This window comes from Kitasatospora sp. NPDC036993, from assembly GCF_055607525.1.
In genome coordinates this window covers 88,441-113,867 of the sequence record NZ_JBVJRP010000015.1, presented here as the reverse complement: position 1 = coordinate 113,867, position 25,427 = coordinate 88,441, and the positions used below count along the sequence as shown (strand labels likewise).

General features: G+C 74.3%; 16 protein-coding genes. 11 read left to right on the top strand and 5 right to left on the bottom strand.

Features of this window, described 5'->3' with window-relative positions:
- Positions 1 to 104: 104 nt before the first annotated feature.
- The 4 genes from ACZ7C5_RS28435 (at position 105) to ACZ7C5_RS28420 (ending at position 4,595) form a co-directional block, all read left to right on the top strand.
- A complete protein-coding gene (locus ACZ7C5_RS28435) occupies positions 105 to 920 on the top strand; it encodes a sugar phosphate isomerase/epimerase family protein (RefSeq protein ID WP_470323715.1) in 816 nt (271 codons plus the stop codon).
- A 40-nt stretch (positions 921 to 960) separates the two neighbouring features.
- A complete protein-coding gene (locus tag ACZ7C5_RS28430; protein ID WP_470323714.1) occupies positions 961 to 1,914 on the top strand; it encodes a Gfo/Idh/MocA family protein in 954 nt (317 codons plus the stop codon).
- Between the two features lie 224 nt (positions 1,915 to 2,138).
- Positions 2,139 to 4,004: an endonuclease/exonuclease/phosphatase family protein gene (locus tag ACZ7C5_RS28425; protein ID WP_470323713.1), complete on the top strand. Its 1,866-nt coding sequence runs from the start codon at positions 2,139 to 2,141 to the stop codon at positions 4,002 to 4,004.
- An 81-nt stretch (positions 4,005 to 4,085) separates the two neighbouring features.
- A complete protein-coding gene (locus tag ACZ7C5_RS28420) occupies positions 4,086 to 4,595 on the top strand; it encodes a GNAT family N-acetyltransferase (protein ID WP_470323712.1) in 510 nt (169 codons plus the stop codon).
- A gap of 58 nt (positions 4,596 to 4,653) precedes the next feature.
- Here the strand turns inward: ACZ7C5_RS28420 and ACZ7C5_RS28415 are convergent, their stop codons facing one another.
- From ACZ7C5_RS28415 to ACZ7C5_RS28395, 5 genes are all read right to left on the bottom strand, one after another.
- Positions 4,654 to 7,044, bottom strand: coding sequence for an ATP-binding cassette domain-containing protein (locus ACZ7C5_RS28415; RefSeq protein ID WP_470323711.1), 2,391 nt, complete (start codon positions 7,042 to 7,044; stop codon positions 4,654 to 4,656).
- 178 nt (positions 7,045 to 7,222) lie between these two features.
- Entirely contained in the window at positions 7,223 to 7,636 is a 414-nt protein-coding gene (locus ACZ7C5_RS28410; protein ID WP_401090177.1) for a VOC family protein, read from the bottom strand.
- An 89-nt stretch (positions 7,637 to 7,725) separates the two neighbouring features.
- A complete protein-coding gene (locus tag ACZ7C5_RS28405) occupies positions 7,726 to 8,952 on the bottom strand; it encodes a C40 family peptidase (RefSeq protein ID WP_470323710.1) in 1,227 nt (408 codons plus the stop codon).
- Between the two features lie 829 nt (positions 8,953 to 9,781).
- A complete protein-coding gene (locus tag ACZ7C5_RS28400; RefSeq protein WP_470323709.1) occupies positions 9,782 to 11,536 on the bottom strand; it encodes an ABC transporter ATP-binding protein in 1,755 nt (584 codons plus the stop codon).
- The gene (locus ACZ7C5_RS28395; protein WP_401090183.1) at positions 11,533 to 13,278 is read right to left on the bottom strand and encodes an ABC transporter ATP-binding protein; all 1,746 of its coding nucleotides are present in this window, start codon (positions 13,276 to 13,278) and stop codon (positions 11,533 to 11,535) included. Before ACZ7C5_RS28395 ends, ACZ7C5_RS28400 begins: the two co-directional genes overlap by 4 nt.
- A 209-nt stretch (positions 13,279 to 13,487) precedes the next feature.
- Here ACZ7C5_RS28395 and ACZ7C5_RS28390 point away from each other — a divergent pair, with 209 nt between their 5' ends.
- The 7 genes from ACZ7C5_RS28390 to ACZ7C5_RS28360 all read left to right on the top strand — a co-directional run bounded on the left by ACZ7C5_RS28390 (position 13,488) and on the right by ACZ7C5_RS28360 (position 25,349).
- Positions 13,488 to 15,125, top strand: coding sequence for an acyclic terpene utilization AtuA family protein (locus ACZ7C5_RS28390; RefSeq protein WP_470323745.1), 1,638 nt, complete (start codon positions 13,488 to 13,490; stop codon positions 15,123 to 15,125).
- Positions 15,122 to 16,720, top strand: a complete 1,599-nt coding sequence (locus ACZ7C5_RS28385; RefSeq protein ID WP_470323708.1) for an acyl-CoA carboxylase subunit beta — start codon at positions 15,122 to 15,124, stop codon at positions 16,718 to 16,720. The genes ACZ7C5_RS28390 and ACZ7C5_RS28385 overlap by 4 nt, the downstream gene beginning before the upstream one ends.
- A gap of 13 nt (positions 16,721 to 16,733) precedes the next feature.
- Positions 16,734 to 18,671, top strand: coding sequence for an acetyl/propionyl/methylcrotonyl-CoA carboxylase subunit alpha (locus ACZ7C5_RS28380; RefSeq protein WP_470323707.1), 1,938 nt, complete (start codon positions 16,734 to 16,736; stop codon positions 18,669 to 18,671).
- Between the two features lie 13 nt (positions 18,672 to 18,684).
- Positions 18,685 to 19,872 (top strand): acyl-CoA dehydrogenase family protein, encoded by a 1,188-nt coding sequence (locus ACZ7C5_RS28375; protein ID WP_401090189.1) that lies wholly within the window; start codon positions 18,685 to 18,687, stop codon positions 19,870 to 19,872.
- A 497-nt stretch (positions 19,873 to 20,369) separates the two neighbouring features.
- Positions 20,370 to 21,968, top strand: a complete 1,599-nt coding sequence (locus ACZ7C5_RS28370) for a 4-coumarate--CoA ligase family protein (protein ID WP_401090191.1) — start codon at positions 20,370 to 20,372, stop codon at positions 21,966 to 21,968.
- 131 nt (positions 21,969 to 22,099) lie between these two features.
- Positions 22,100 to 22,720 (top strand): TetR/AcrR family transcriptional regulator, encoded by a 621-nt coding sequence (locus tag ACZ7C5_RS28365; protein ID WP_401090193.1) that lies wholly within the window; start codon positions 22,100 to 22,102, stop codon positions 22,718 to 22,720.
- Between the two features lie 148 nt (positions 22,721 to 22,868).
- Complete coding sequence (locus ACZ7C5_RS28360) at positions 22,869 to 25,349, top strand: SpoIIE family protein phosphatase (RefSeq protein ID WP_401090195.1); 2,481 nt, start codon at positions 22,869 to 22,871, stop codon at positions 25,347 to 25,349.
- Positions 25,350 to 25,427 lie beyond the last annotated feature (78 nt).

Here is a 25,427-nt window from a genome sequence, read left to right as displayed (position 1 = left end):
CTCGGACCTGACCGGGCCCGGGTGGCTGGTCAGGACTTTGTCTCAGCTTGAATATATCCTTGGCCCGGCCCGCCCCGGGCCGCCCGACACCTCACGGAGCCGCCATGCCGCTCGCCTACTCCACGCTCGGCGTCCCCGGGCTCCCGCTGGCCGAGGCCGCCGGGCTCGCCGCCGGCCACGGCTGGGACGGGCTCGAACTGCGGTGCGCCGAGGGCGAGTCCGTCCACCCGGCGATGACCCGGGGGGAGCGCGGGGAGGCCGCCCGCACCATGCGCGCCCACGGCCTCACCCCCCTCGCGCTCGCCTCCTACGTGGGCGTCGCCGCCCCGGGCCCGGACGCCCCGGTGACCGGCTCGCTCCGCACCCACCTGCGGCTCGCCGCCGACCTCGGCGCGGGCGCCGTCCGGGTCTTCCCGCGCGGCGGCGACGGCCCGCGCGCCGAGGCCGACGACCGGGCCGCCCGGCGGCTCGCGGACGTCGCCGAGGAGGCGGGGCGGCTGGGCGTGCGGGTGCTCGTCGAGACCCACGACTCCCACCGGGGCGGCCGGGCGGTGGCCGGGCTGCTGGCCCGGGTCGCCCACCCGGCCGTCGGCGCCCTGTGGGACCTGATGCACACCCACCTGGCCGGCGAGACCCCCGCCGGGAGCCACGCGGCGCTCGCCCCGTACCTCGGCCACGTGCAGGTCAAGGACATCGCCGACCCCCAGGACCGCACCCCGCTCCCGCTCGGCGCCGGCGTCCTGCCGATCGCCGACTGCCTGCGCCTGCTGCCGCCGGACGCCTGGGTCTGCTGGGAGTACGAGGCGCCTTGGCACCCGGCCGCCGCCCCGCTGCCCCCGTTGCTCCCGGCGGGCGCGGCCTTCCTCCGGGCCGCCGACCGTCGCGCCGCCGACCGCCGGGCCGATCGGCCCGCCCTCTAGGGTGTACCCGTACGACCATCCCACCGGCAGGAGGCACCCGATGAACGCGAGCGCAACGACCGAGACCCCGCTCCCGGTCGGGGTGATCGGCCTCGGCGACATCGCCCAGAAGGCCTACCTGCCGGTGCTCGCCGCCCTGCCCGGGCTGGACCTGCGGCTGATGACCAGGGACGCGGCCAAGCTGGACCGCCTCGGCGAGACCCACCGGATCGCGCCCGGACACCGCTTCACCGACCTCGGCGCGCTGATCGGCAGCGGCATCAGGGCCGCCTTCGTGCACGCCGCCACCGACCAGCACGTCCCGATCGTCGAGCAGCTGCTCACCGCGGGCGTGGACGTCTACGTGGACAAGCCGCTCGACTACACCCTGGACGGCGCCCGCCGGCTGGTCGACCTGGCCGACCGCACCGGCCGCTCGCTGATGGTCGGCTTCAACCGCCGCCACGCGCCCGGCTACGCCCAGGCCAGGGAGCGCCCGCGCGACCTGATCGTGCTGCGGAAGAACCGCGAGGGCCTGGCCGAGACCGCCCGCACCCTGGTGTACGACGACTTCATCCACGTCGTGGACGTGCTGCGCTTCCTGGCCCCCGGCGAGATCGAGCACGTGGACGTCCGCTCCCGCAGCCGCGACGGACTGGTCGAGCACGTGGTGCTGACCCTCGGCGGGGACGGGTTCACCGCGCTCGGCATCATGAACCGGGTCTCCGGCTCCACCGAGGAGGTGCTGGAGGTCTCCGGCGGCGACTCCAAGCGCGAGGTGCACAACCTCGCCGAGGTGATCGACCACCGCGGCCAGCCGACCGTCCGCCGCCGCGGGGACTGGGTGCCGGTGGCCCGTCAGCGCGGCATCGAGCAGTGCGTGCTCGCCTTCCTGGCCGCCGTCCGCGCCGGGCACACCCTGGACGCCCACGACGCGCTGCGCACCCACGAGCTGTGCGAGCTGGTCGTCGAGCGGATCGAGGCTTCCTGGGAGTCCGCTGGGAGCGGGCTGTGAGCGGCCCGGCCTGACCGGAGGTCACGTCACCTGCGAGGAACCGACAGTTCACCGGCAGGGTCTTGTCGGGGCATTTTCTACGCGCGTATCTTGAGGGGCGCCGCGGGGGGCGGGTGTCCGTCCTCCGCTTTCCCTCTCCGCGAGTAGCGCGCGCCCGTTCGCGCCTCCGCCCGGACCGTCGCGCGCCACCAGTGCCGCACGACGGAGCTAGGAGTCCTGCCCCGGTGACCACCGCCTCCGCTCCCCGCCCCCGCAGAGCCCTGCTGCGCGCCGCCCTGATCCCGGCTTCGCTGGCCGCCTCGCTGGTGCTCGTCCCGCTGCCGGTGGCGAACGCCGCCGCGGCCACCCCCGCCCCGACCGAGGCCGGCCCGCTGCGCATCCACGACGTCCAGGGCGGCACCCGGATATCCCCGCAGGCCGGCAAGCCCGTCACCGGCGTGCCCGGCATCGTCACCGGCGTGCGCGCCTACGGCAGCTCCAAGGGCTTCTGGATCCAGGACCCGAACCCGGACGCCGACCCGGCCACCAGCGAGGGCGTCTTCGTCTTCACCGGCGGCAACCCGACCGTGAAGGCCGGCGACTCGGTGCTGGTGAGCGGCAAGGTCACCGAGTACTATCCGAACTTCGGCGGCGGCTCGCAGTCCATCACCGAGATCACCGCCCCCGGCATCACGGTGCTGTCGGCCGGCAACCCGCTGCCCGCCCCGGTCACCGTGGACACCCGCAACATCCCCGGCACCTACGCCCCGCCGGCCGCCGCGGACGGCTCCATCGACGCCGTGGCGCTCGACCCGGAGAAGTACGCCCTGGACTTCTACGAGTCCCTGGAGGGCATGCTCGTCCAGGTCAAGGACGTCCGGGTGGTCCAGGCGACCGACAAGTACAACGAGCTGTGGGTCGCCGCCGACAAGCAGGACCAGCGCAGCAAGCGCGGCGGCGTGCTGTACGAGTCCTACCGCGAGCCAAACGTCGGCCGCCTGATGATCCAGCAGCAGGCCCCGGTCGGCCAGCAGCCGTTCCCGGTGGCCAACGTCGGCGACGAGCTGACCGGCACCACCGCGGGCCCGCTGGACTACAACAACTTCGGCGGCTACACCCTGGTCGCCGGCACCATGGGCGCCCTGAAGGACAACCACCTCCAGCGCGAGGTCACCGCCCAGCCGGCCGACCGCGAACTCACCCTCGCCACCTACAACGTGGAGAACCTGGCCCCGGGCAACCCGGACGCCAAGTTCGCCGAGCTGGCCCAGGGCGTCGTCACCAACCTGCGCTCGCCCGACATCGTCGCCCTGGAGGAGATCCAGGACGACAACGGGGCCACGAACGACGGCACGGTGGACGCGAGCCGGACCGTCGCCAAGTTCGTCGCCGCCATCAGGGCGGCCGGCGGCCCGGCCTACGACTGGCGCTCGGTCGACCCGCAGGACGGCAAGGACGGCGGCGAGCCCGGCGGCAACATCCGCCAGGTCTTCCTGTTCAACCCGCAGCGGGTGTCCTTCACCGACATCCCCGGCGGCGACGCCACCACCGCCGTCGGCGTGACCGGCACCGGCGCGAGCACCGCGCTGACCGCCTCGCCCGGCCGGATCGAGCCGAACGACGAGGCCTGGACCACCAGCCGCAAGCCGCTGGTCGGCCAGTTCTCCTTCCGCGGCAAGAAGGTCTTCGTGATCGCCAACCACTTCAACAGCAAGGGTGGCGACCAGGGCATCGACAGTCGCTTCCAGCAGCCGACCCGCGGCTCCGAGGTGCAGCGGATCAAGCAGGCCACCATCGAGCAGGCCTTCGTCGCCAAGCTGCTGGCCGCCGACAAGGAGGCCAGGGTCGTCTCCCTCGGCGACTTCAACGACTACCAGTTCTCGCCCGCGCTGGCCGCGCTCACCAAGGACGGCGTGCTGCGCGACCTGGTGAACGAGCTGCCGGAGACCGAGCAGTACTCGTACGTCTACCAGGGCAACTCGCAGGTGCTGGACCACATCCTGGTCAGTCCCGAGGTCGGCTACGCCAAGTACGACGTGGTGCACATCAACGCCGAGTTCGCCCAGCAGGCCAGCGACCACGACCCGCAGGTGGTCCGCATCAAGCCGTGACCGGCGCCCCGGATATCCTGCCTCCGCCGCCGGTGATCACCGGCGGCGGAGGCAGTGCCGTGCGACGGGGGAGCCGAAGCGATGGAGTGCAGGATCGAGCGGATCGGGCGCGCCGACTGGCAGCGGCTGCGGAAGGTGCGGCTGGCCCAACTCCTCGACACACCGCTCGCGTTCGGCGAGACCCACGAGACCGCGACCCGCCACGGCGAGGGCGAGTGGCGGGCCCGGTGCGACTGGGTCAACGAGCCCGACCGGCTCGGCCTGGTCGCGGTGGACACCGCGGGGGAGTGGGTCGCCACCATGCTGTCCGCCCCGAACCGGGTCCAGGCCTCCGCGCTGGACGTCATCGGCGTCTGGGTGGACCCGGCACACCGCGGCCGCGAGCGCGGCGTCGCCGACGCCCTGCTGGACACGGTGCTCGCCTGGGCGCGGGTCCGGGGCGCCGGGCGGCTGCTGCTCGGGGTGCACGAGGCGAACCCCCGCGCCGCCGCCTTCTACCTGCGGCGCGGGTTCGCGTACACCGGGGAGGCGACGCCGTACGTGCTGGACGCCTCGGTGCGCATCCTGGAGATGGCCCTCCCGCTGGACTGACCGGCCCGCCGGGAGAGCCCTCGGCTCAGCCCACGTACGGCTCAGCCCACGCGCGGCTTCAGCCCACGTACCGGGCCAGCGCCTCGCCGGTCAGCGTGGACCGCGCGGCGACCAGCTCGGCCGGGGTGCCCTCGAAGACCACCAGCCCGCCGTCGTGCCCGGCGCCGGGGCCCAGGTCGATGATCCAGTCGGCGTGCGCCATCACCGCCGGGTGGTGCTCGATCACGATCACCGACTTCCCGGACTCGACCAGCCGGTCCAGCAGCCCGAGCAGCTGCTCGACGTCGGCCAGGTGCAGCCCCGTGGTCGGCTCGTCCAGGACGTAGACACCGCCCTTGTCCGCCATGTGGGTGGCCAGCTTGAGCCGCTGCCGCTCGCCGCCGGAGAGCGTGGTGAGCGGCTGGCCGAGGCTGAGGTAGCCGAGCCCGACGTCCGCGAGCCGCTCCAGGACGCGGTGCGCGGCCGGGAGCTTCGCCTCGCCCGAGCCGAAGAACTCCTCCGCCTCGGTCACCGACATCGCCAGCACCTCGGCGATGTCCCGCCCGCCCAGGTGGTACTCCAGCACCGCCGGCTGGTACCGCTTGCCCTCGCAGTCCTCGCAGGTGGTGGCCACCCCGGCCATCATCGCCAGGTCGGTGAAGACCACCCCGGCGCCGTTGCAGGTCGGGCAGGCGCCCTCGGAGTTCGCGCTGAACAGGGCCGGCTTCACGCCGTTGGCCTTGGCGAAGGCCTTGCGGATCGGGTCGAGCAGCCCGGTGTAGGTGGCCGGGTTGCTGCGCCGGGAGCCCTTGATCGCGCCCTGGTCGACGGAGACCACGCCCTCGTTCCCGGCCCCCGACGGTCGGCACAGCGACCCGTGGATCAGCGAGCTCTTCCCGGAGCCCGCCACCCCCGTCACCACGGTGAGCACCCCGAGCGGGACGTCCACGTCCACGTTCCGCAGGTTGTGGGTGCTCGCGCCGCGGATCTCCAGCCGGCCGGTGGGCTCGCGCACCGTCCCGCGCAGCGCCGTCCGGTCGGACAGGTGGCGGCCGGTCACCGTGCCGCTGGTGCGCAGCCCCTCGACGTCGCCCTGGTAGCAGACCGTGCCGCCCGCCGCGCCGGCCCCGGGGCCGAGATCCACCACGTGGTCGGCGATCGCGATGGTCTGCGGCTTGTGCTCCACCACCAGCACCGTGTTGCCCTTGTCCCGCAGGCGCAGCAGCAGCCGGTTCATCCGCTCGATGTCGTGCGGGTGCAGGCCGGTGGTGGGCTCGTCGAAGACGTACGTGGTGTCGGTGAGCGAGGAGCCGAGGTGGCGGATCATCTTGACCCGCTGCGCCTCGCCGCCGGAGAGGGTGCCGGAGGGGCGGTCGAGCGAGAGGTAGCCGAGGCCGATCTCCACGAAGGAGTCGAGGGCCTGGCGGAGCGTGCCGAGCAGCGGTGCCACCGAGGGCTCGTCGAGGCCGGCGACCCAGGCGGCGAGGTCGCTGATCTGCATCGCGCAGGCGTCGGCGATGCTGACGCCCGCGATCCTGGACGAGCGGGCGGCCTCGCTGAGCCGGGTGCCGCCGCAGTCGGGGCAGGCGGTGAAGGTGACGGCGCGCTCCACGAAGGCCCGGATGTGCGGCTGGAGCGCGTCCTTGTCCTTGGCCAGCATGGACTTCTGGATCTTGGGGATCAGGCCCTCGTAGGTGAGGTTGACGCCGTTGACCTTGACCTTGGTCGGCTCCCGGTACAGGAAGTCCTGCATCTCCTTCTTCGTGTACCTGCGGATCGGCTTGTCCGGGTCGAGGAAGCCGGAGTTGGCGTACACGCCGACCGTCCACCAGCTGTCGGTCTTCCAGCCGGGGATGGTGATCGCGCCCTCGGAGATCGACTTGCCGTCGTCGAAGAGCTGGGTGAGGTCGATGTCGGAGACGCTGCCGCGGCCCTCGCAGCGCGGGCACATCCCGCCGGTGATGCTGAAGCTGCGCCGCTCCTTGACCGTCTTGCCGCCGCGCTCGACGGTGACGGCGCCGGCGCCGCTGATCGACGGGACGTTGAAGGAGAACGCCTTGGGGGAGCCGATGTGCGGGGTGCCGAGGCGGCTGAACAGGATGCGCAGCATCGCGTTGGCGTCGGTGGCGGTGCCGACGGTGGAGCGCGGGTCGGCGCCCATCCGCTGCTGGTCGACGATGATCGCGGTGGTGAGGCCCTCGAGGACGTCCACCTCGGGGCGGGCCAGGGTGGGCATGAAGCCCTGGACGAAGGCGCTGTAGGTCTCGTTGATCAGCCGCTGGGACTCGGCGGCGACGGTGTCGAAGACCAGGGAGCTCTTGCCCGAGCCGGACACCCCGGTGAACACCGTCAGCCGGCGCTTGGGGAGGTCGACGCTGACGTCCTTGAGGTTGTTCTCGCGGGCGCCGTGCACGCGGATCAGGTCGTGGCTGTCGGCGACGTGCGGCTGCGCGTCCGTCCGCTTGGGCATCGTTCTCTTCGCTCCCTGGCTCTCGGCGGTTCTCTGGGACAGGTGGTGGACCGGTGGGCCCGCCCGGTCCGGCCGCCGTCGGTGTGCTCGAACCCCCCGATCCAACCATTTCCGGCCGGGGTCGAACAGGTTCGCGCACGTCCGGCGGCGGGCAGGACGGGCCCGGTACCGGCGAGGGTCAGCGCACCTCGTTGAAGCGGACCATGTTGCCCGCCGGGTCGCGGAACGCGCAGTCCCGGACGCCGTACGGCTGCCGGGTCGGCTCCTGGACCAGCTCGGCGCCGCCGGACTTCAGCCGGTCGTAGACGCCGTCCAGGTCGGGGGTGCCCAGGACGAGCCGGGCGTAGGTGCCCTTGGCCATCATCTCGGTGATGGTCCGCTGCTCCTCCTCGGTGCGGCCCGGGTCGGCGGAGGCCGGCTCCAGCACCAGGGAGACGTCGGGCTGGCCGGCGGGGCCGACGGTGATCCAGCGCATCGGGCCGCCGCCGACGTCGCTGCGCACCTCGAAGCCGAGCAGGTCGCGGTAGAAGGCGAGGGAGGCCTCGGGGTCGGTGTGCGGGAGGAAGGTCCAGTGAATGGTGATCTCGTTCATGACTGCAACGCTAGGCGCGCACCCGGGCCGGGCGCTTCTCGAATCCTGATCGGTCCGCGCGACCGGCCCGGGGCGGCATGCGGGCGGACCTAGCAGTTCGGGATGGTGGTGCCGTTGTTGTCCTTGGCGGTGTCGTTGCCCCACCGGGACAGGTAGAGGGCGGAGACCCACTGGCCGCCGGGGCCCGCGTCGGGGTCGGTCTTCAGCCACCAGTGGTTGTAGCCGGAGCCGTTCGACATCTCGCGGCCCCAGGCCTTGCAGTAGACGTAGTTCGTCCCCTGGTACAGCGTTCCGCTGGCGGAGGTGGAGGTCGGCGAGGGGTAGACGTTCGCGTTGGCGTAGGTGTCGACCCAGAACTTGCCGGTGGCGGGCGGGGTGCCGCCGCCCGGGCAGTTCGGGATGGTGGTGCCGTTGTTGTCCTTGGCGGTGTCGTTGCCCCAGCGGGACAGGTAGAGGGCGGAGACCCACTGGCCGCCGGGGCCCGCGTCGGGGTCGGTCTTCAGCCACCAGTGGTTGTAGCCGGAGCCGTTCGACGCCTCGCGGCCCCAGGCCTTGCAGTAGACGTAGTTCGTCCCCTGGTACAGGGTCCCGGTGCCGGTGGTGGAGGCCGGGGAGCCGTACACCGGCGCGTTGGCGTAGGTGTCCACCCAGTACCTGCCGTCGCCCGACGGGGGCGTGGGCGGCGTCGTGCCGGAGTTGCCGGGGCCGTACAGCCGGATGGCGCCGTAGTAGTCGCCGTGCGAGGAGAGCGCCGCCACCCGGACGTAGCCGCCGGAGTACGGGGCCTCGACGATCCAGCCCTGCCCGAGGTACATCGCGACGTGGTGGATGGTGGAGGCGGTGTTGCCGAAGTACACCAGGTCGCCGGGGAGCAGCGGTGCGGTGCCGTCCGCCCGGTAGTAGCGGGCGACCGCCCGGGAGGTCGGCCACTGGGTCCGGGTGGTGCCGTTGATGACGTCCTCGCCGACGGCCAGGTCGTAGGCGTAGCGGACCAGGCCGGAGCAGTCCAGGCCGCGGACGTGGCAGTCGTCGGGCGCGCCGTTGGCGGGGTCGCAGAGGCCGTACGTCGGGCCGGGCTGCCCGCCGTGGCCGCCGCCCCACGAGTACGGGGTGCCGATCAGCCCGCAGGCGGAGCGGACGGCGGCGCTCGCCTGCGGCGCGGCACCGGTGGAGAGCACCGCGCACGAGGGCGCCGCCTGGGCCTCGCCGGCGCCGGCGAAGAACACTCCGACCGAGACCAGCAGCGACAGCAGGGCCGCCCAGCGCAGCGGGGCGATCAACCGTCTCGACAGAAGGTTTACGCGCGTAGTAGTCATGGTCGCGCATCCTTTCGGAATCCCTGACTCCGGGTCAATGGCTGTCGTGCACACACTTCCTGTGCTCCGAACACCTGTTTCTTCGCAGGTCAGGGGTATGGCGACCGGCATCTGTACGGCGTCCCGCCCGGGGGTGAACGGCCGCCGACGCGCGCGCTCCCGCGCCGGCGGACCGAGCACGGAAGGGGCCGGAATCCCGGTTGACCGGGGGTGAAGAATGGGCGGCGTGATCTCCCGGGAGCGAGCGGTCGAGCTGGTCGAGTCCTGTCTGGAGCGCGAGCGGCCGGGCTGGGCGTGGGCGCGGCGGATCCCGAAGCTGGCCGCGTACGCCGTCGAGGAGCGGTCGGTCGGCTGGCTCGTCCACTGGACCTCGGCAGGGCGCTCGCGACCCCGCCCTGCGCGGGACCCTCCTCGGCGGCCCCTGCCTGGTCGACCGGGAGGACGGGAGCATCCACTTCGTCCCCGGCACCGAGTGGCGGGACGACTGGGAGGAGGACTACCTCAGGCGGGTCAGGGGCATCCGACCGCCCGACCCCCTCGCCGCGGACGTCCGGCGCCTCGCGGACGGTGCCGGGCCGGCCGCCGCCATGCGGCACCTGCGCCGGCGGGCCCCGCGGCTGGGCCTGCGGGAGGCCAGGGCCTACGTGGCCGCCGTCCGGGACGGGAGCGAACCGCCCGAGGAACTGGCGAGCCTCACCCGCGAGCCCGATCCGTGGGCCGCGAGCCCGATCCGTGGGCCGCGGACCCGATCGAGACGCTGGCCGGCCCGGTGTGACCGGACCCGCGGGGCCGGGCGGCGTGCGGCAACCGGACCCGCCGGGCCGCGCCCTCAGCCGCCGTGCCAGGACCTCCACAGCGCCGCGTAGCCGCCGTCGGCCGCCAACAGCTCGTCGTGGCTGCCCAGTTCGGTCACCCGGCCGCCGTCCATCACCGCGACCCGGTCCGCGTCGTGCGCGGTGTGCAGGCGGTGGGCGATGGCGATCACGGTGCGGCCCCTGAGCACGGCCGCCAGGGAGCGCTCGGTGTGCCGGGCCGTGGCCGGGTCGAGCAGCGAGGTCGCCTCGTCCAGGATCACCGTGTGCGGATCGGCCAGGACCACGCGGGCCAGGGCGAGTTGCTGGGCCTGCTGGGCGTCCGGGCGGTGCCCTCCGGCGCCGAGTCCGGTGTCCAGCCCGTCCGGCAGCTCGTCCACCCAGTCGCCGCCGACGGCGGCCAGCGCCGCCCGCAGCTCCTGGTCGCCGGCGGTGGGCGCGGCCATCCCGAGGTTGTCCCGGACGGTGCCGAGGAAGACGTGGTGCTCCTGGGAGACCAGGACGACGTGGCGGCGCAGCTGTGCCGGGTCCAGCTCGGCGACGGGGACCCGCCCGACCGTCACCCGGCCGGTGCGCGGCACCTCGGCTCCGGCCAGCAGCCGGCCCAGGGTGGACTTTCCGGCACCCGAGGGGCCGACCACGGCCAGTCGCTCGCCGGGGCGGACCGTCAGGTCGACGCCGTGCAGGACGTCCCGTTCCCCCTGGTAGGCGTACCGGACGCCGACCACGTCGATCCGGTCGTCGGCGGGCCGCGCGCCACCGGTCACGACCGGCGCGTCGATCCGGCCGACGCCCTCGACCCTGGCGAAGGAGGCGTTGCTGCGCTGGAGCTGGTCGAGCCAGAGCAGGGCCTTGTCCATCGGCTCGGCGAGCTGCCAGACGTAGAGGGCGCAGGAGACGACCGCTCCGATGCCGACCGCGCCGGTGCCGCGCAGGGCGCCGCCGATCAGCAGGATGCCCGCGACCGGGGCGACGTACGAGAACTCGACCACAGGGAAGAGCACGCTGCGCAGGTTGAGCGTGTGGGTGCGGGCGGCCCGGCAGTTCTCGATCGCCTCGGCGGCGGCGGCGATCCGGCGCTCCTCCAGGCCCAGCGCCTCGACCGTCCTGGCCCCGGCGGCGGTGGAGCCGAGCACCTCGGCGAGCGCGGAGTCGGCGGCGCCCTCGGCGAGGTAGCCGGTGTGGGCGCGGCGCAGGTACCAGCGGGTGGCGAACCAGATCCCGGACAGGCAGAGCACCCCGCAGACGCCCAGCGGCAGGTCGACCGCGAGCATGGCGGCCAGGATGAGGACGACCTGGACGAGGGCGACGGAGACCTCGGGCGCGGCGTCGCGCAGGGTGGTGCCGACGGTGGCGACGTCGGCGGTGCCACGGGTCATCAGGTCGCCGGTGCCCGCGCGTTCGACCACCGAGGCGGGCAGGGCGAGGGCCCGCTCGACGAACCGTTCGCGGATCCGGGCCAGGGTCCGCTCGCCGAAGCGGTACCCGGCGTACCGGGCGAAGCGGCCCAGCAGCAGCTGCGCCAGGGCGAAGCAGAGGATGCCCAGGGCGAGCCGGTCGACGTGGCCGGTTCCGGCCCCGGCCCTGGCGTCGTCGACGATTCTGCCGAGCAGCCAGGGCCCGCCCAGCCCGGCCGCCGCGGCGAGCCCGTTGAGGGCCAGCATCGCGACGACCGCGCGGCCGTCCTCGCGCACCAGGCGCACGGCGGCACGGCGGGCCTCGGCGGCCCCGGCGACCGGGAGCCCGCGGGCGGTCTCGGTGGGGGCGGTCATCGGGCGGCCTCCTCGGAGTGGGCGGACGCGGTGGCGTCGGGTCCGTCGCCGCCGCGGGCCACCAGCGCGCGGTAGCCGGGCTCCGACGCGAGCAGCGCCCGGTGCGGGCCGGCGGCCACCAGGCGGCCGTCGGCGAGGTAGCAGACGGTGTCGGCCCGCTCCAGCAGGACGGGGGAGGTCGAGGTGAGGGCGGTGGTGCGCCCGGCCCTGGCCCGGTGCAGCCCGGCGGCCATGGCGGCCTCGGTGTGGGCGTCCACGGCGGAGGTGGGCTCGACCAGCAGCAGCACCTCGGGGTCGGCGAGCAGGGCGCGGACGAGCCGCAGCCGCTGGCGCTGCCCGCCGGAGAGGTTGCTGCCCCGGGCCTCGACGGGTGTGTCGAGACCGTCGGGCAGCGCCTGCACGACGTCCTGTGCGGCGGCGTCCCGGACGGCCCGGGCGATGGACGCGTCGGTGTGCTCGGTCCGGCCCCCGACCACCGTGCGCAGCGGGCCGGAGAAGAGGTCGGCGTCGTTGTCCGCCACCACGATCCGGCCGCGGACCTCGGCCAGGGCGACGTCCGCGAGCGGAACGCCTCCCCAGGTGGCGGCGGACGCGCTGTACCGGCCGAGCCGGTCGACCACGGCGGCGGACTCGGCCGGGCGGGCGCTGACGATCGCGGTCAACTGCCCGGGGGCCACCGCCACCCCGCTGTCGGGGTCGTGCAGCGCCGACGGGCCGGCGGGAGCCGGGCGGACGGTCGCGGCGTCCTCGACGGCGGGTGCCAGGTCGAGCACCCGGACGACCCGCCCGGCGGCCACCAGGCCCCTGGTGAGGTCGTACCCGCCCTCGATGAAGGAGGCGACCGGCACCACCAGGACGGCGGCGTAGCCGTAGACGGCGACCAGCGTGCCGACCGTGATGGTGCCCTCGGCGGCCATCCGGGCGGCCAGCCAGGTCACCAGGGCGAGGAAGAGGGCGGGCAGGCCGACCGAGAGGGCCTGGATCCAGCTGGTCACGGCGCCGACCCGGTAGCCCTCGGCCCGCAGGCTCCGCGAACCGTCGACGTAGCGGCCGGCCAGCAGCTCCTTGCCGCCGATGCCGTTGAGGACGCGCATGCCGCCGACGATGTCCGCGATCCTGGCCGTCAGCACGCCCTGTTGCTCGCGGTACCTCGACTCCGCGCCCTGGAGCCGCTCCAGCAGCGGCCCGATCACCAGCGCGAGCAGCGGCACCCCGAGCAGGACGACGACGGCGAGCAGGACGGAGACCGACAGCAGCAGTGCGGCCGCCACGAGGTAGGCGATGACGGCGCCGACGCCCGGTCCTGTGATCGTCAGCGTCCGGCTGATCTGCGCGACGTCGCCCGTCCCGATGCTGACCACCTCGCCGACCGAGACCTTCCGGGGCAGGGCCGCCCCCAGCCGGGTGGCGTGCGCGACCACGACCTTGACCGTCCGGAAGGTGGCGTCCATCCGCACCCGGGTCATGGTGCGGTGGCGCATGATGCCCAGCCAGGCGTTGAGCACCGCGACGCCGAGCAGAGCGGCCACCCAGCCGGCCAGGACGCCCGTCCTCCCCGGCTGGAGCCCGTCGTCGATGGCGCGCTGCATGAGGTACGGCGGCAGCATCAGGCAGACCATCCAGAGGGTGCCGAGCAGCGCGCCGCCCGCGACCCGCCGGCGCTGACTGATGGTCAGCCACCACAGGTAGCGTGCCGCGCTTCGGTGATCCGGAGTGCCCGGATCGGCGTACGAGTCCGTCATGATCGCCACCCTAGGCACGGCCGGGCGGTCGCCGGGGGAAAACAAGCAGGCGTGATTGCTTATTTCTGTCGCCGGTGCCACGCTGCTGCCCGGCGCAACCCGTCCGAGGGTACGCCCAACTCATCGGCAGGGGAGGCGCATTGGCGCGCGACGACGCGGTACTGCGGATCGGCAACGCCTCGGGGTTCTACGGGGACCGCTTCGCCGCGATGCGGGAGATGCTCACCGGCGGACCGCTGGACGTGCTCACCGGGGACTACCTCGCCGAGCTGACCATGCTGATCCTCGCCCGCGACCGCCTCAAGGACCCCTCGCTCGGCTACGCCAGGACCTTCCTGCGGCAGATGGAGGAGTGCCTCGGCCTGGCCCGCGAGCGCGACGTGAAGATCGTGGTCAACGCGGGCGGGCTCAACCCGGCCCGGCTCGCCGAGGAGCTGCGCGCCCTGGCCGGGCGGCTCGGCATCGAGGCGGCCGTCGCCCACGTGGAGGGCGACGACCTGCTCCCGCGGCGGGCCGAACTCGGCCTGCCGAAGGGCCTGCTGGCCGCCAACGCCTACCTCGGCGGGTTCGGCGTCGCGGCCTGCCTGGCGGGCGGCGCCGACGTGGTGGTGACCGGCCGGGTCACGGACGCGGCGCTGGTCGTCGGCCCCGGGATCGCCCGCTTCGGCTGGACCCCGGAAGACCTGGACGCGCTGGCCGGCGCCGTGGTGGCCGGGCACGTCCTGGAGTGCGGCGCCCAGGCGACCGGCGGCAACTACGCCTTCTTCCGCGAGCACGACGTCACCCGGCCGGGCTTCCCGCTCGCCGAACTGCACGCCGACGGCTCCAGCGTGATCACCAAGCACCCGGGCACCGGAGGCGCCGTCACCATCGGCACCGTCACCGCCCAACTCCTGTACGAGACCGGCGGATCGCACTACCTCGGCCCGGACGTCACGGCCCGGCTGGACACCGTGCGGCTCACCGGGGAGGGCCAGGACCGGGTCCGGATCGACGGCGTGCGCGGTGAGGCCCCGCCGCCCACCCTGAAGGCGGGCCTCAACCGGCTCGGCGGCCACCTCAACGAGGTGGTGTTCGTCCTCACCGGCCTGGACATCGAGGCCAAGGCCGCCCTGGTGCGGCGGCAGTTCGCCGACGCGCTGCCGCCCGGCTCCCGCCCCGCCGAACTGCGCTGGACGCTGGCCCGCACCGACCACCCGGACGCCCCGACCGAGGAGGCCGCCTCCGCCCTGCTCCGGCTGGCCGCCCGGGATCCGGACCCGGCCCGGGTCGGGCGCGAACTCGGCAAGGCGGCCGTGGAGTTGGGGCTGGCCGGATACCCGGGCTTCCATCTCACCGCCCCGCCGGGGCCGGGCGCGCCGTACGGGGTGTTCAGCACCGCGCACATCGACGCCAAGGTCGTCGAGCACACCGCCGTCCTGGCGGACGGCCGCCGGATCGCCGTACCGCCGCCGCCCGTCACCGCCCAGGCCCACCCGGTGGACGCCGAACTGCCCGAACCGCTGCCGGCCGGCCCCACCCGCCGGGCCCCGATCGGCCTGGTGGCCGGCGCCCGCAGCGGCGACAAGGGCGGCGACGCCAACCTCGGCCTCTGGGCCCGCTCCGAGGACGGCTGGCGCTGGCTGGCGCACGCCCTCACCGTCGAGACGCTGCGCGAACTGCTGCCCGAGGCGGCCGAGTTGCCCGTCACCCGGCACCTGCTGCCGAACCTGCGCGCGGTCAACTTCACCATCACCGGTCTGCTCGGCGAAGGCGTCGCCGCCCGGCACCGCTTCGACCCGCAGGCCAAGGCCCTCGGGGAGTGGCTGCGGGCCCGCCACCTCGACATCCCGGAGGTCCTGCTGTGACCGTCCTGACCAGCCGCGTCGACCCGGCCGGGCCCGAGCACGCCGAGCACCGGGCCGCGATGCTCGCCAAGCTCGCCGACCTCGGCACCGAGCACGCCAAGGCGCTGGCGGGCGGCGGCCCCACGTACCTGGAGCGCCACCGCGAGCGCGGCAAACTGCCGGCCCGCGAGCGGATCGAGCTGCTGGTCGACCAGGACTCCCCGTTCCTGGAGCTGTCCCCGCTGGCCGCCTGGGGGAGCGAGTACCCGGTCGGCGCGGCCCTGGTCACCGGCATCGGCACGGTCGAGGGCGTCGAGTGCGTGATCACCGCCAACGACCCGACGGTGCGCGGCGGCGCCAGCAACCCGTGGACCCTGCGAAAGGCGCTGCGGGCCAACGAGATCGCGCTGCGGAACCGCCTTCCGCTGGTCAGCCTGGTCGAGTCCGGCGGCGCCGACCTGCCCAGCCAGAAGGAGATCTTCATCCCCGGCGGCGCGCTGTTCCGCGACCTCACCCGGCTGTCCGCCGCCGGCATCCCCACCGTGGCCGTGGTGTTCGGCAACTCCACCGCGGGCGGCGCCTACGTGCCCGGCATGTCCGACCACACCGTGCTGGTCAAGGACCGCGCCAAGGTCTTCCTCGGCGGCCCGCCGCTGGTGAGGATGGCCACCGGCGAGGAGGCCGACGACGAGTCGCTCGGCGGCGCCGAGATGCACGCCCGCGTCTCCGGACTGGCCGACCACGTCGCGGCGGACGAGCCGGACGCGCTGCGGATCGCCCGCCGGATCGTCGCCCGGCTCGACCACCGCAGGCCCGGCCCCGGCCCTGACCCGCTGGCCCGGCCGCCGGAGTACGACGAGGAGGAGCTGCTGGGCATCGTCCCCGGCGACCTCAAGGTGCCCTTCGACCCGCGCGAGGTGATCGCCAGGATCGTCGACGGCTCCGACTTCGACGAGTTCAAGCCGCTCTACGGCACCAGCCTGGCCACCGGCTGGGCCCGCCTCCACGGCTACCCGGTCGGCATCCTGGCCAACGCCCAGGGCGTGCTGTTCAGCCAGGAGTCCCAGAAGGCCGCCCAGTTCATCCAGCTGGCCAACCAGCGGAACACCCCGCTGCTCTTCCTGCACAACACCACCGGCTACATGGTCGGCAAGGACTACGAGCAGGGCGGCATCATCAAGCACGGCGCGATGATGATCAACGCGGTCGCCAACTCCACCGTCCCGCACCTGTCCGTGCTGATGGGCGCCTCCTACGGCGCCGGGCACTACGGCATGTGCGGCCGGGCGTACGAACCGCGCTTCCTGTTCTCCTGGCCGAGCGCCAAGTCCGCGGTGATGGGCCCGCAGCAGCTCGCCGGGGTGCTGTCGATCGTCGCCCGGCAGTCCGCCGCGGCGAAGGGCCGGCCGTACGACGAGGACGCGGACGCGGCGGTCCGCGCGATGGTCGAGCAGCAGATCGAGGCCGAGTCGCTGCCGGTGTTCCTCTCCGGCCGGCTCTACGACGACGGCGTGATCGACCCGCGCGACACCCGTACGGTGCTCGGCCTCTGCCTGTCCGCGGTCCACAACGCGCCGGTCGAGGGCGCGCGCGGCTACGGCGTCTTCCGACTGTGAGGGAACCCCGACGATGACTTCCAAGGCCCCGATCACCAACCTGCTGGTCGCCAACCGGGGCGAGATCGCCCGCCGGGTCTTCCGCACCTGCCGGGAGCTCGGCATCGCGACCACCGCCGTCCACTCCGACCCGGACGCGGCCGCCCCGCACGTGCGCGAGGCCGACGCCGCCGTCCGGCTGCCCGGCGCCGCTCCCGCCGACACCTACCTGCGCGCCGACCTGATCGTCCGGGCCGCCCTCGCCGCCGGGGCCGACGCCGTCCACCCCGGCTACGGCTTCCTCTCCGAGGACGCCGGGTTCGCGCGGGCCGTCCTGGACGCGGGCCTGGTCTGGGTCGGCCCGCCACCCGCCGCGATCGCCGCGATGGGCTCCAAGACCGCCGCCAAGCGGCTGATGGCCGAGGCCGGGGTGCCGGTGCTGGGCGCCCTCACCGAGCCCACCGAGGCCGACCTGCCGCTGCTCGTCAAGGCCGCGGCGGGCGGCGGCGGCCGGGGCATGCGCGTCGTCCGGAGCCTGGCCGACCTGCCCGGCGCACTGGCGGCCGCCCGCGCCGAGGCGGCCAAGGCCTTCGGCTCGGACGAGGTGTTCTGCGAGCGCTACCTGCCCGCCGGGCGGCACGTCGAGGTCCAGCTGCTGGCCGACGCCCACGGCACCGTCTGGACGGTCGGCGACCGGGACTGCTCGCTGCAACGGCGGCACCAGAAGGTGATCGAGGAGGCCCCCGCGCCCGGCCTGCCGGCCCAGGTGCGCGCCGCGCTGCACGCCGCTGCCGGCCAGGCCGCCAAGGCGATCGGCTACGTCGGCGCGGGCACCGCCGAGTTCCTGCTCACCGGGGACGACCGGTTCGCCTTCCTGGAGATGAACACCCGACTCCAGGTCGAACACCCGGTCACCGAGGCGGTCACCGGACTGGACCTGGTGGCCCTGCAACTCGCCGTCGCCGAGGGGGAGCGGCTGCCGCCCGAGCCCCCGGCACCCCGTGGCCACGCGATCGAGGCCAGGCTCTACGCCGAGGACCCGGCCAAGGACTGGCAGCCCGCCACCGGCACCCTGCACCGCCTCGAACTCACCTCCCCGTACCAGGAGTTCACCGGCGCCGGGCTGCGGCTGGACTCCGGGGTGGCGGCCGGCGGCGAGATCACCCCGCACTACGACGCGATGCTCGCCAAGGTGATCGCCTGGGCGCCCACCCGCGCGGCCGCCGCCCGCCGGCTCGCCGACGCGCTCGCCCGCGCCCGCATCCACGGCCCGGCCACCAACCGGGACCTGCTGGTCCGCGCGCTGCGCCACCCGGCCTTCCTGGCCGCGGACCTGCACACCGGTTTTCTGGCCGAACACGCGGCCGGACTCACCGCCCCGGACACCGAGGGCGTCGGGCGCGCCGCGCTGGCCGCCGCCCTCGCCGACGCCGCCGCCCGCCGCGGCGCCTTCCCCTCCGGCTGGCGCAACCTGCCCTCCCAGCCGCAGCTCAGGCGCTACCGGGCCGCGGACGGCACCGAGACGGCCGTCCGCTACCGGCTCACCCGCACCGGCCTGGCGGCCGAGGACCACCCGGACACCGAACTCGTCGAGGCCGCGCCGGACCGGGTGGTGCTGTCCGAGGGCGGCCTGCGGCGCACCTACCGCGTCGCCCGGTACGGCGACCGGGTGCACGTCGACACCCCGGCCGGCGGCACCGCGCTCACCGCCCTGCCGCGCTTCCCCGACCCCGTCGTCCGCACCGACCCCGGCGCGCTGCTCGCCCCGATGCCCGGCACCGTCGTCCGGGTCACCGCCGCCGTCGGGGACGCCGTCACCGCCGGCCGGCCGCTGCTGGTCCTGGAGGCGATGAAGATGGAGCACCGCGTCGCCGCCCCCGCCGACGGCACCCTCGTCGAACTGCGCGTCACCCCCGGCCGGCAGGTCGAAACCGGCACCCTGCTGGCTGTCGTCCGGCCCACCGAAGCCTGAGGAAGGACCCGCCATGTCCACCATCGGCAGTCAGCTCCTGGAGACCCCCGAACGCCAGGCCCTGCGCCGGGCCGTCGGCGACCTCGGCCGCCGCTACGGCTCCGCCTACTACCTCGCCAAGGCCAGGGCCGGGGAGCCCGCCGACGAACTGTGGGCGGACGCCGGCAGGGCCGGCTACCTCGGCGTCAACCTGCCGGCCGAGTACGGCGGCGGGGGCGGCGGCATCACCGACCTCGCGATCGTCCTGGAGGAACTCGGCACCGCCGGCTGCCCGCTGCTGCTGCTCATCGTCTCCCCGGCGATCTGCGGCACCGTGATCGCCCGTTACGGCACCGAGGAGCAGAAGCGCCACTGGCTGCCCGGCCTGGCCGACGGCAGCCGCAGGATGGCCTTCGGCATCACCGAACCGGACGCCGGGTCCAACTCCCACCGGATATCCACCGTCGCCCGCAGGGACGGCGAGGACTGGCTGCTGACCGGCCGCAAGGTCTTCGTCTCCGGCATCGACCACTGCGACGCGGTGCTGTTCGTGGCCCGTACGGAGACTGCGGACACCGGTGGGGGCCGCACCGGCAAGCTGAAGCCCTGCCTGTTCGTCGTCCCGCGCGACACCCCCGGCTTCGAGTACCGGGCGATCCCGATGGAACTCGTCGCCCCCGAGAAGCAGTTCCAGGTGTTCCTGGACGACGTGCGGCTGCCCGCCGACGCCCTGGTCGGCGACGAGAACGCGGGCCTGCTCCAGCTGTTCGCCGGCCTCAACCCCGAGCGCGTCCTCACCGCCGCGTTCTCGCTCGGCCTCGCCCGCCAGGCCCTCGGCAAGGCCGTCGAGTACGCGAAGACCCGCACCGTCTGGTCCACCCCGATCGGCGCCCACCAGGGCCTGTCCCACCCGCTCGCCCAGTGCGCGGTGGAGATCGAGCTGGCCCGGCTGATGACCCAGAAGGCCGGACTGCTCTACGACGCGGGCGAGGACCTGGCCGCAGGGGAGGCCGCCAACATGGCCAAGTACGCCGCCGGGGAGGCCGCCGCCCGTACCGTCGACCAGGCGGTGCAGACCCTCGGCGGCAACGGCCTGACCCAGGAGTACGGGCTCGGCGCGCTGCTGGCCGCCACCCGGGTCGGGCGGGTCGCCCCGGTCAGCCGGGAGATGGTGCTCAACTACGTCGCCCAGCACACCCTCGGGCTGCCGAAGTCGTACTGAGCCGCCGGCCGGCGGACGGGTGAGCGAGCGGCACGGTGCCGCCCTTATGGCCGGTGCGGCGGCCGGAGCGCCGCCGGGGACCGGCGCGTCCGGGGAGTCCCGCTCCGGGAACACCCGGACGGAGTCCCCGGCGGCCCGTCGCACCGGCGCCGTGGTGGACCGGCGCCGTGGCGGACGGTGACCGAGCCGGCCGGTACCGGCGCGCCCGGGGACCGGGCCCGGGGCAGCGCCGGGGAAGAGGCGGGGGAAGCGGCGGAGGGAGAGGCCGTACGGTGGGGGTGCTCCAGGGGCGGGGCCGGTCCGGGGGGCGGGTGGCCGTGGTGCGCGCCCTCCGATCGGGCGCCCCCCGGGAGCAACCGCGCCACCCCGTGCCCCGCCCCCGGTTCCCCACAATGGCCGAGCCAGACCCCTGACTGTCCGTATGCTCCTGAACGCGCCCCGCACCGAAACGCGCACCGGTTTTGTTGCCACGTCAACTTCCTTACTGGAGGCTCACCTTGGTGTTCCGAAGCGAGTTCCCCGACGTCCCCGTGGTCGACCTGCCCATCCACGAGGCGGTGCTCGGCGCCGCATCCCGGTACGGAGACCGGCCGGCCCTGATCGACGGCGTCACCGGAGCGCAGGTCAGCCACGCCCAACTCGCCGCCGCCGTCGAGCGGGTGGCCGCCGGGCTGGCCGAGACAGGCGTGCGCCGCGGTGACGTCGTCGCCCTCTTCAGCCCCAACTCGACCGCCTATCCGATGGCCTACTACGGCGCGACCAGGGCCGGCGCCACCATCACCACCGTCTCCTCCTTCGCCACTCCCACCGACCTGGCCGGGCAACTGCGCGACAGCGGCGCCCGCTGGCTGGTCACCGTCGCCCGTTTCCTCTCGACCGCCCGTGCGGCCGCCGAACTGCTCGCCGAACAGGGCCGCCCGCTGGCCGAGATCATCCTTCTGGACGGCGCCGAGGGCCACCGCTCGCTCACCGACCTGCTCGCCGCCACCGGCCCCGCCCCCGAGGTCGCCATCGACCCGGCGCAGGACATCGCCGTGCTGCCGTACTCCAGCGGCACCACCGGCCTGCCCAAGGGCGTGATGCTCACCCACCGCTCGATCGCCACCAACCTCGCCCAGTGCGACGCCCTCTACCACCCCGCCGAGGGCGAACGGGTGCTCGCCGTCCTGCCGTTCTTCCACATCTACGGCCTGGCCGCGCTGCTCAACCAGCCGCTGCGCTGCGGCGCCACCGTGGTCGTGCTGCCCCGCTTCGACCTGGAGCAGTTCTGCCGCACGATCCAGGAACACCGGGTCCAGGCCCTGGTGGTGGCCCCGCCGATCGCCCTCGCGCTGGCCAGGCACCCGATCGTGGACGAGTACGACCTCTCCTCGGTCGAGTACCTGCTGTGCGCCGCCGCCCCGCTGGACCGAGAACTCGCCGACGCCTGCGCCCGGCGCCTCGGCCTCCCGCACCTGCTCCAGGGCTACGGCATGACCGAACTCTCCCCGGTCAGCCACATCGTCTCCCCGCAGGAGAGCGACCCGTCGCCCGGCTCGGTCGGCCGGATGGTCCCCTCCACCGAGCTGCGGGTCACCGCCCTGGACGGCACCGACGGCGACCTCGGGCCCGGCGAGCGCGGCGAGCTGCTGATCCGCGGCCCCCAGGTGATGAAGGGCTACTTCGGCCGCCCCTCCGAGACCGCCGCGGTGGTCGACGCCGAGGGCTGGCTGCACACCGGCGACGTCGGCTTCGTGGACGAGCGCGGCTACCTGCACATCGTCGACCGGGTCAAGGAGCTGATCAAGTACAAGGGCTACCAGGTCGCCCCCGCCGAACTGGAGGCCGTGCTGCTCGGCCACCCGCAGATCACCGACGCCGCCGTGATCGGCGTCCCGGACGCCGAGGGCACCGAGTGCCCCAAGGCCTTCGTGGTCCGCGCCCCGGGCAGCGCCCTGACCGAGGAGGAGGTCGCCGGGTACGTCGCCGGACAGGTCGCCCCGTACAAGAAGGTCCGCGCGGTGGAGTTCGTGGACGCCGTCCCCAAGTCCGCGGCCGGCAAGATCCTCCGCCGCGAACTGCGCGCCCGCGAGGCCGGGCGCGCCGCCGTCCGCTGACCGGCCGGGGCCGCCCCGGCGGTCGAAGACCGGCGCGCGTCTGTGAGGATCTTCCCGCCGCGGCGGATCCTCCCGCCGCGCGCCGACCGGAACCCGCCGCGCCCCGACCGGAACAGGAACCGCCCGCCGCCATGACCAGCCACCCCGCCAGTCGCACCCCCCAGCAGGACCGCAGCCGAGCGACCAGGGCCCGGCTGCTCGCGGCGGCCGTGGACTGCCTGGCCGAACTCGGCTGGCACGGCTCCACCGTCACCGTGGTCGCCGAGCGGGCCGGGGTCTCCCGGGGCGCGGCCCAGCACCACTTCCCGACCCGCGAGGGCCTCTTCACCGCGGCCGTCGAGCACGTCACCGCCGAGCGGCTGGCCGCCGTCCGCGCCCACGCGGACGCGCTGCCGGCCGCCGGGCCCGACCGCACCGGGGCCGTCGTCGACATGATCGTGCGCCTCTACACGGGCCCGCTGTTCCGGGCCGCCCTGCACCTGTGGACCGCCGCAGCCACCGAGGAGGCTCTGCGCGAGCGGATCGTCGCCCTGGAAGGACACGTCGGGAGGGAGGCCCACCGGGCCGCCGTGGAGTTCCTGGACGCCGACGAGAGCCGCCCCGGAGTGCGCGAATCGGTGCAGGCCACGCTGGACCTCGCCCGCGGTCTCGGCCTCGCCAACCTGCTCACCGACGACAGCCACCGACGTTCCGGGGTGATCCGGCAGTGGGCGGGCGTTCTGGAGAGTACGCTGCGGCCGGTACGCCCATGACGCCCGTACACCCGGAGCGGCCGGACGCCCCCTGACCAAGGGGTCGCCGGGCGGCCGATGTCCGTGCAGTCTGGAGAAGAACCCCGGCCGGCACCGACCGCGAGGCCCACCCGGCCGGGCACGAGCCGAACCGGGGTGCTGCCTGATCATGCACGGACACGAGTGGGACGCGACCGACGCCGCCGGCCCGGCACCGGGCGACGACCCCGCACGCCCCGGGGGCGAACGTCCCGAAGGCCACCGCCTCGTCCCGCTCGCGACGGCCCTGCTCCAGGACGACGGACTGATCCTGCACTGGAGCGAGGACGCCGAGGCCCTGCTCGGCTACCCCGCCGAGGAGGCCGTCGGCAGCCACGCCGCCCGGCTGCTCACCGACGAGTCCGACCGCACCGAGGTGCTCGGCCTGTTCCAGCGGATCATGGAAGGCCCCGGGTGGTCCGGCGTGTTCCCGGTGCGCCACCGCGACGGACACAAGGTCGACCTGGAGTTCCGCACCTACCCCATCGCCGGCCCGGCCGGCACCCTGCTGCTGCTCGCCACCGCCTCCGACACCCGCGCCCTGCACGCCGTGGAGGCCGACCTCGCGGTGCTGGACGGCGTCTTCGACCGCTCACCGATCGGCATGGCCGTCTACGACACCGGGCTGCGCTACGTCCGGATCAACGAGTCGCTGGCCCTGATGAACGGCGTGCCGGTGGCCGCCCACCTCGGCCGCCGGATATCGGCGGTGCTCCCCGGCATCAACAGCAGCGAGATCGAACAGATCATGCGCCAGGTGCTGAAGACCGGCAGACCCGTGGTGGACGCCCGCTCGCACGGCCGGGTCCCCGGCGACCCCACGCGGGACCGTGCCTGGTCCGCCTCCTACTTCCGGCTGGAGGACTCCACCGGCCGGATCTTCGGGGTCTGCTCCTCGATCATCGACGTCACCGAGCGCTTCCAGGCCGAGGCCCGCGCCGCCAAGGCCCAGGAGCGGCTCGCCACCATCGCCGAGGCGACCGCCAGGATCGGCACCACCCTCGACCTCCAGCGCACCGCCGAGGAACTGATCGAGGCCGTCGTCCCGAAGTTCGCCGACTTCGCCACCGTCGACCTGCTGGAACCGGTGCTGCGCGGCGCCGAGCCCACCGCGATCCCCTCCGACAAGACCATCACGCTGCGCGCCGTCGCCGTCGGGGAGTCCTACGAGACCGGCCTCGCGAGCGCCGTGGACATCGTCGGCGAAACCTCCGAGTACTCACCCGACCGCAGCTACGTCCAGTGCCTGCGCAGCGGGAAGCCGCTGCTGCGCGCCCACGTGGACGAGGAGGCGCTGCGCGGACTGGTGGCCAGCGAGGACCGGGTGGCGCCCGGGATGGCGGCGGGCATCCACTCGTACCTGATGGTGCCGATCACCGCCCGGGGCATGGTGCTCGGCGGCTCCGAGTTCATCCGGATGCGCAACCCCGAGCCGTTCACCGCCGCCGACGTCGCCCTCGCCGAGGAACTCGTCGCCCGCACCGCGCTGGCGCTCGACAACGCCCGGCTCTACCGGCGCGAGCGGGAGACCGCGCTCACCCTCCAGCGCAGCCTGCTGCCGCAGGAGGTGCACCGCACCCTCGGCCTGGAGATCGCCTACCGCTACCTGCCCAGCAGCGTGGTCAGCGAGGTCGGCGGCGACTGGTTCGACGTGGTGCCGCTGTCCTGCGGGCGGGTCGCCCTGGTGGTCGGCGACGTGATGGGCCACGGCATCAGGGCCGCCGCCACGATGGGCCAGCTGCGCACCGTCGCCAGGACCCTGGCCACCCTCGACATGCCGCCCGAGCAGGTCCTCACCCGGCTGGACGAGACCGCCTCGGGAATCGGCGAGGGCCAGTTCGCCACCTGTATCTGCGCGGTGTACGACCCGCTGGAGCACACCGTCCAGGTCGCCTCGGCCGGGCACCTGCCGCCGGTGCGGGTCGCCCCCGACGGCACCGCCGCCGTCGTGGACGTGCCGCCGGGGGTGCCGCTGGGCGTCGGCGGGGTGGCCTTCGAGTCGATCGAGTTCACCATCCCCGAGGGCGGCATGGTCGCGCTCTACACCGACGGCCTTGTCGAGCGGCGCGGCCAGGACCTGGACGCCGGGATCGACCGGCTCGCCCGCACCCTGTCCGGGCCGGGCCGGACCCTGGAGGAGAGCTGCGACGCCGTGCTCGGGGCGCTGGTCACCGACGGCACCGAGGACGACATCGCGATGATCATGGCCCGGGTGCTGCCGCTGCCCGCCGACCGGATCGCCACCCTGCCGCTCAGCGGCGGCGGCCGGCTGCCCGGCACGGCCCGCCGCTTCACCCGCGCCACCCTGGACGCCTGGGGCCTGGCCGCGCTCACCGACTACGCCGAACTGCTGGTCAGCGAACTGGTCACGAACGCCCTGCTGCACGCCGACGCCCCGCGCCGGCTGCGGCTGTTCCGCGACCGGGTGCTCACCGTGGAGGTCGCCGACGCCGGCGGGCAGGCGCCGCAGCTGCGCCCCTTCGCCGAGCAGGACGAGGGCGGGCGCGGGATGTTCCTGGTCAGCGAGCTGGCCCAGCGCTGGGGCAGCCGGCTCACCCGGGACGGCAAGGTGGTCTGGGCCGAGCTGGAACTCCCCTTCGGGGCCTCGTAGAGAACGAACGCTCCGTGAACGAGAACGGCCGTTCCCTCCGGGGGAACGGCCGTTCTCAGGGTTTCCGGGTTTCCGGGC

Coding starts and splice junctions, on each gene's coding strand:
- ACZ7C5_RS28430 (WP_470323714.1), top strand. CDS start 961: ATGAACGCGAGCGCAACGACCGAGACCCCGCTCCCGGTCGGGGTGATC.
- ACZ7C5_RS28395 (WP_401090183.1), bottom strand. CDS start 13,278: ATGACGGACTCGTACGCCGATCCGGGCACTCCGGATCACCGAAGCGCG.
- ACZ7C5_RS28410 (WP_401090177.1), bottom strand. CDS start 7,636: ATGAACGAGATCACCATTCACTGGACCTTCCTCCCGCACACCGACCCC.
- ACZ7C5_RS28360 (WP_401090195.1), top strand. CDS start 22,869: ATGCACGGACACGAGTGGGACGCGACCGACGCCGCCGGCCCGGCACCG.
- ACZ7C5_RS28435 (WP_470323715.1), top strand. CDS start 105: ATGCCGCTCGCCTACTCCACGCTCGGCGTCCCCGGGCTCCCGCTGGCC.
- ACZ7C5_RS28380 (WP_470323707.1), top strand. CDS start 16,734: ATGACTTCCAAGGCCCCGATCACCAACCTGCTGGTCGCCAACCGGGGC.
- ACZ7C5_RS28415 (WP_470323711.1), bottom strand. CDS start 7,044: ATGCCCAAGCGGACGGACGCGCAGCCGCACGTCGCCGACAGCCACGAC.
- ACZ7C5_RS28405 (WP_470323710.1), bottom strand. CDS start 8,952: ATGACTACTACGCGCGTAAACCTTCTGTCGAGACGGTTGATCGCCCCG.
- ACZ7C5_RS28400 (WP_470323709.1), bottom strand. CDS start 11,536: ATGACCGCCCCCACCGAGACCGCCCGCGGGCTCCCGGTCGCCGGGGCC.
- ACZ7C5_RS28390 (WP_470323745.1), top strand. CDS start 13,488: ATGCGGGAGATGCTCACCGGCGGACCGCTGGACGTGCTCACCGGGGAC.
- ACZ7C5_RS28375 (WP_401090189.1), top strand. CDS start 18,685: ATGTCCACCATCGGCAGTCAGCTCCTGGAGACCCCCGAACGCCAGGCC.
- ACZ7C5_RS28365 (WP_401090193.1), top strand. CDS start 22,100: ATGACCAGCCACCCCGCCAGTCGCACCCCCCAGCAGGACCGCAGCCGA.
- ACZ7C5_RS28420 (WP_470323712.1), top strand. CDS start 4,086: ATGGAGTGCAGGATCGAGCGGATCGGGCGCGCCGACTGGCAGCGGCTG.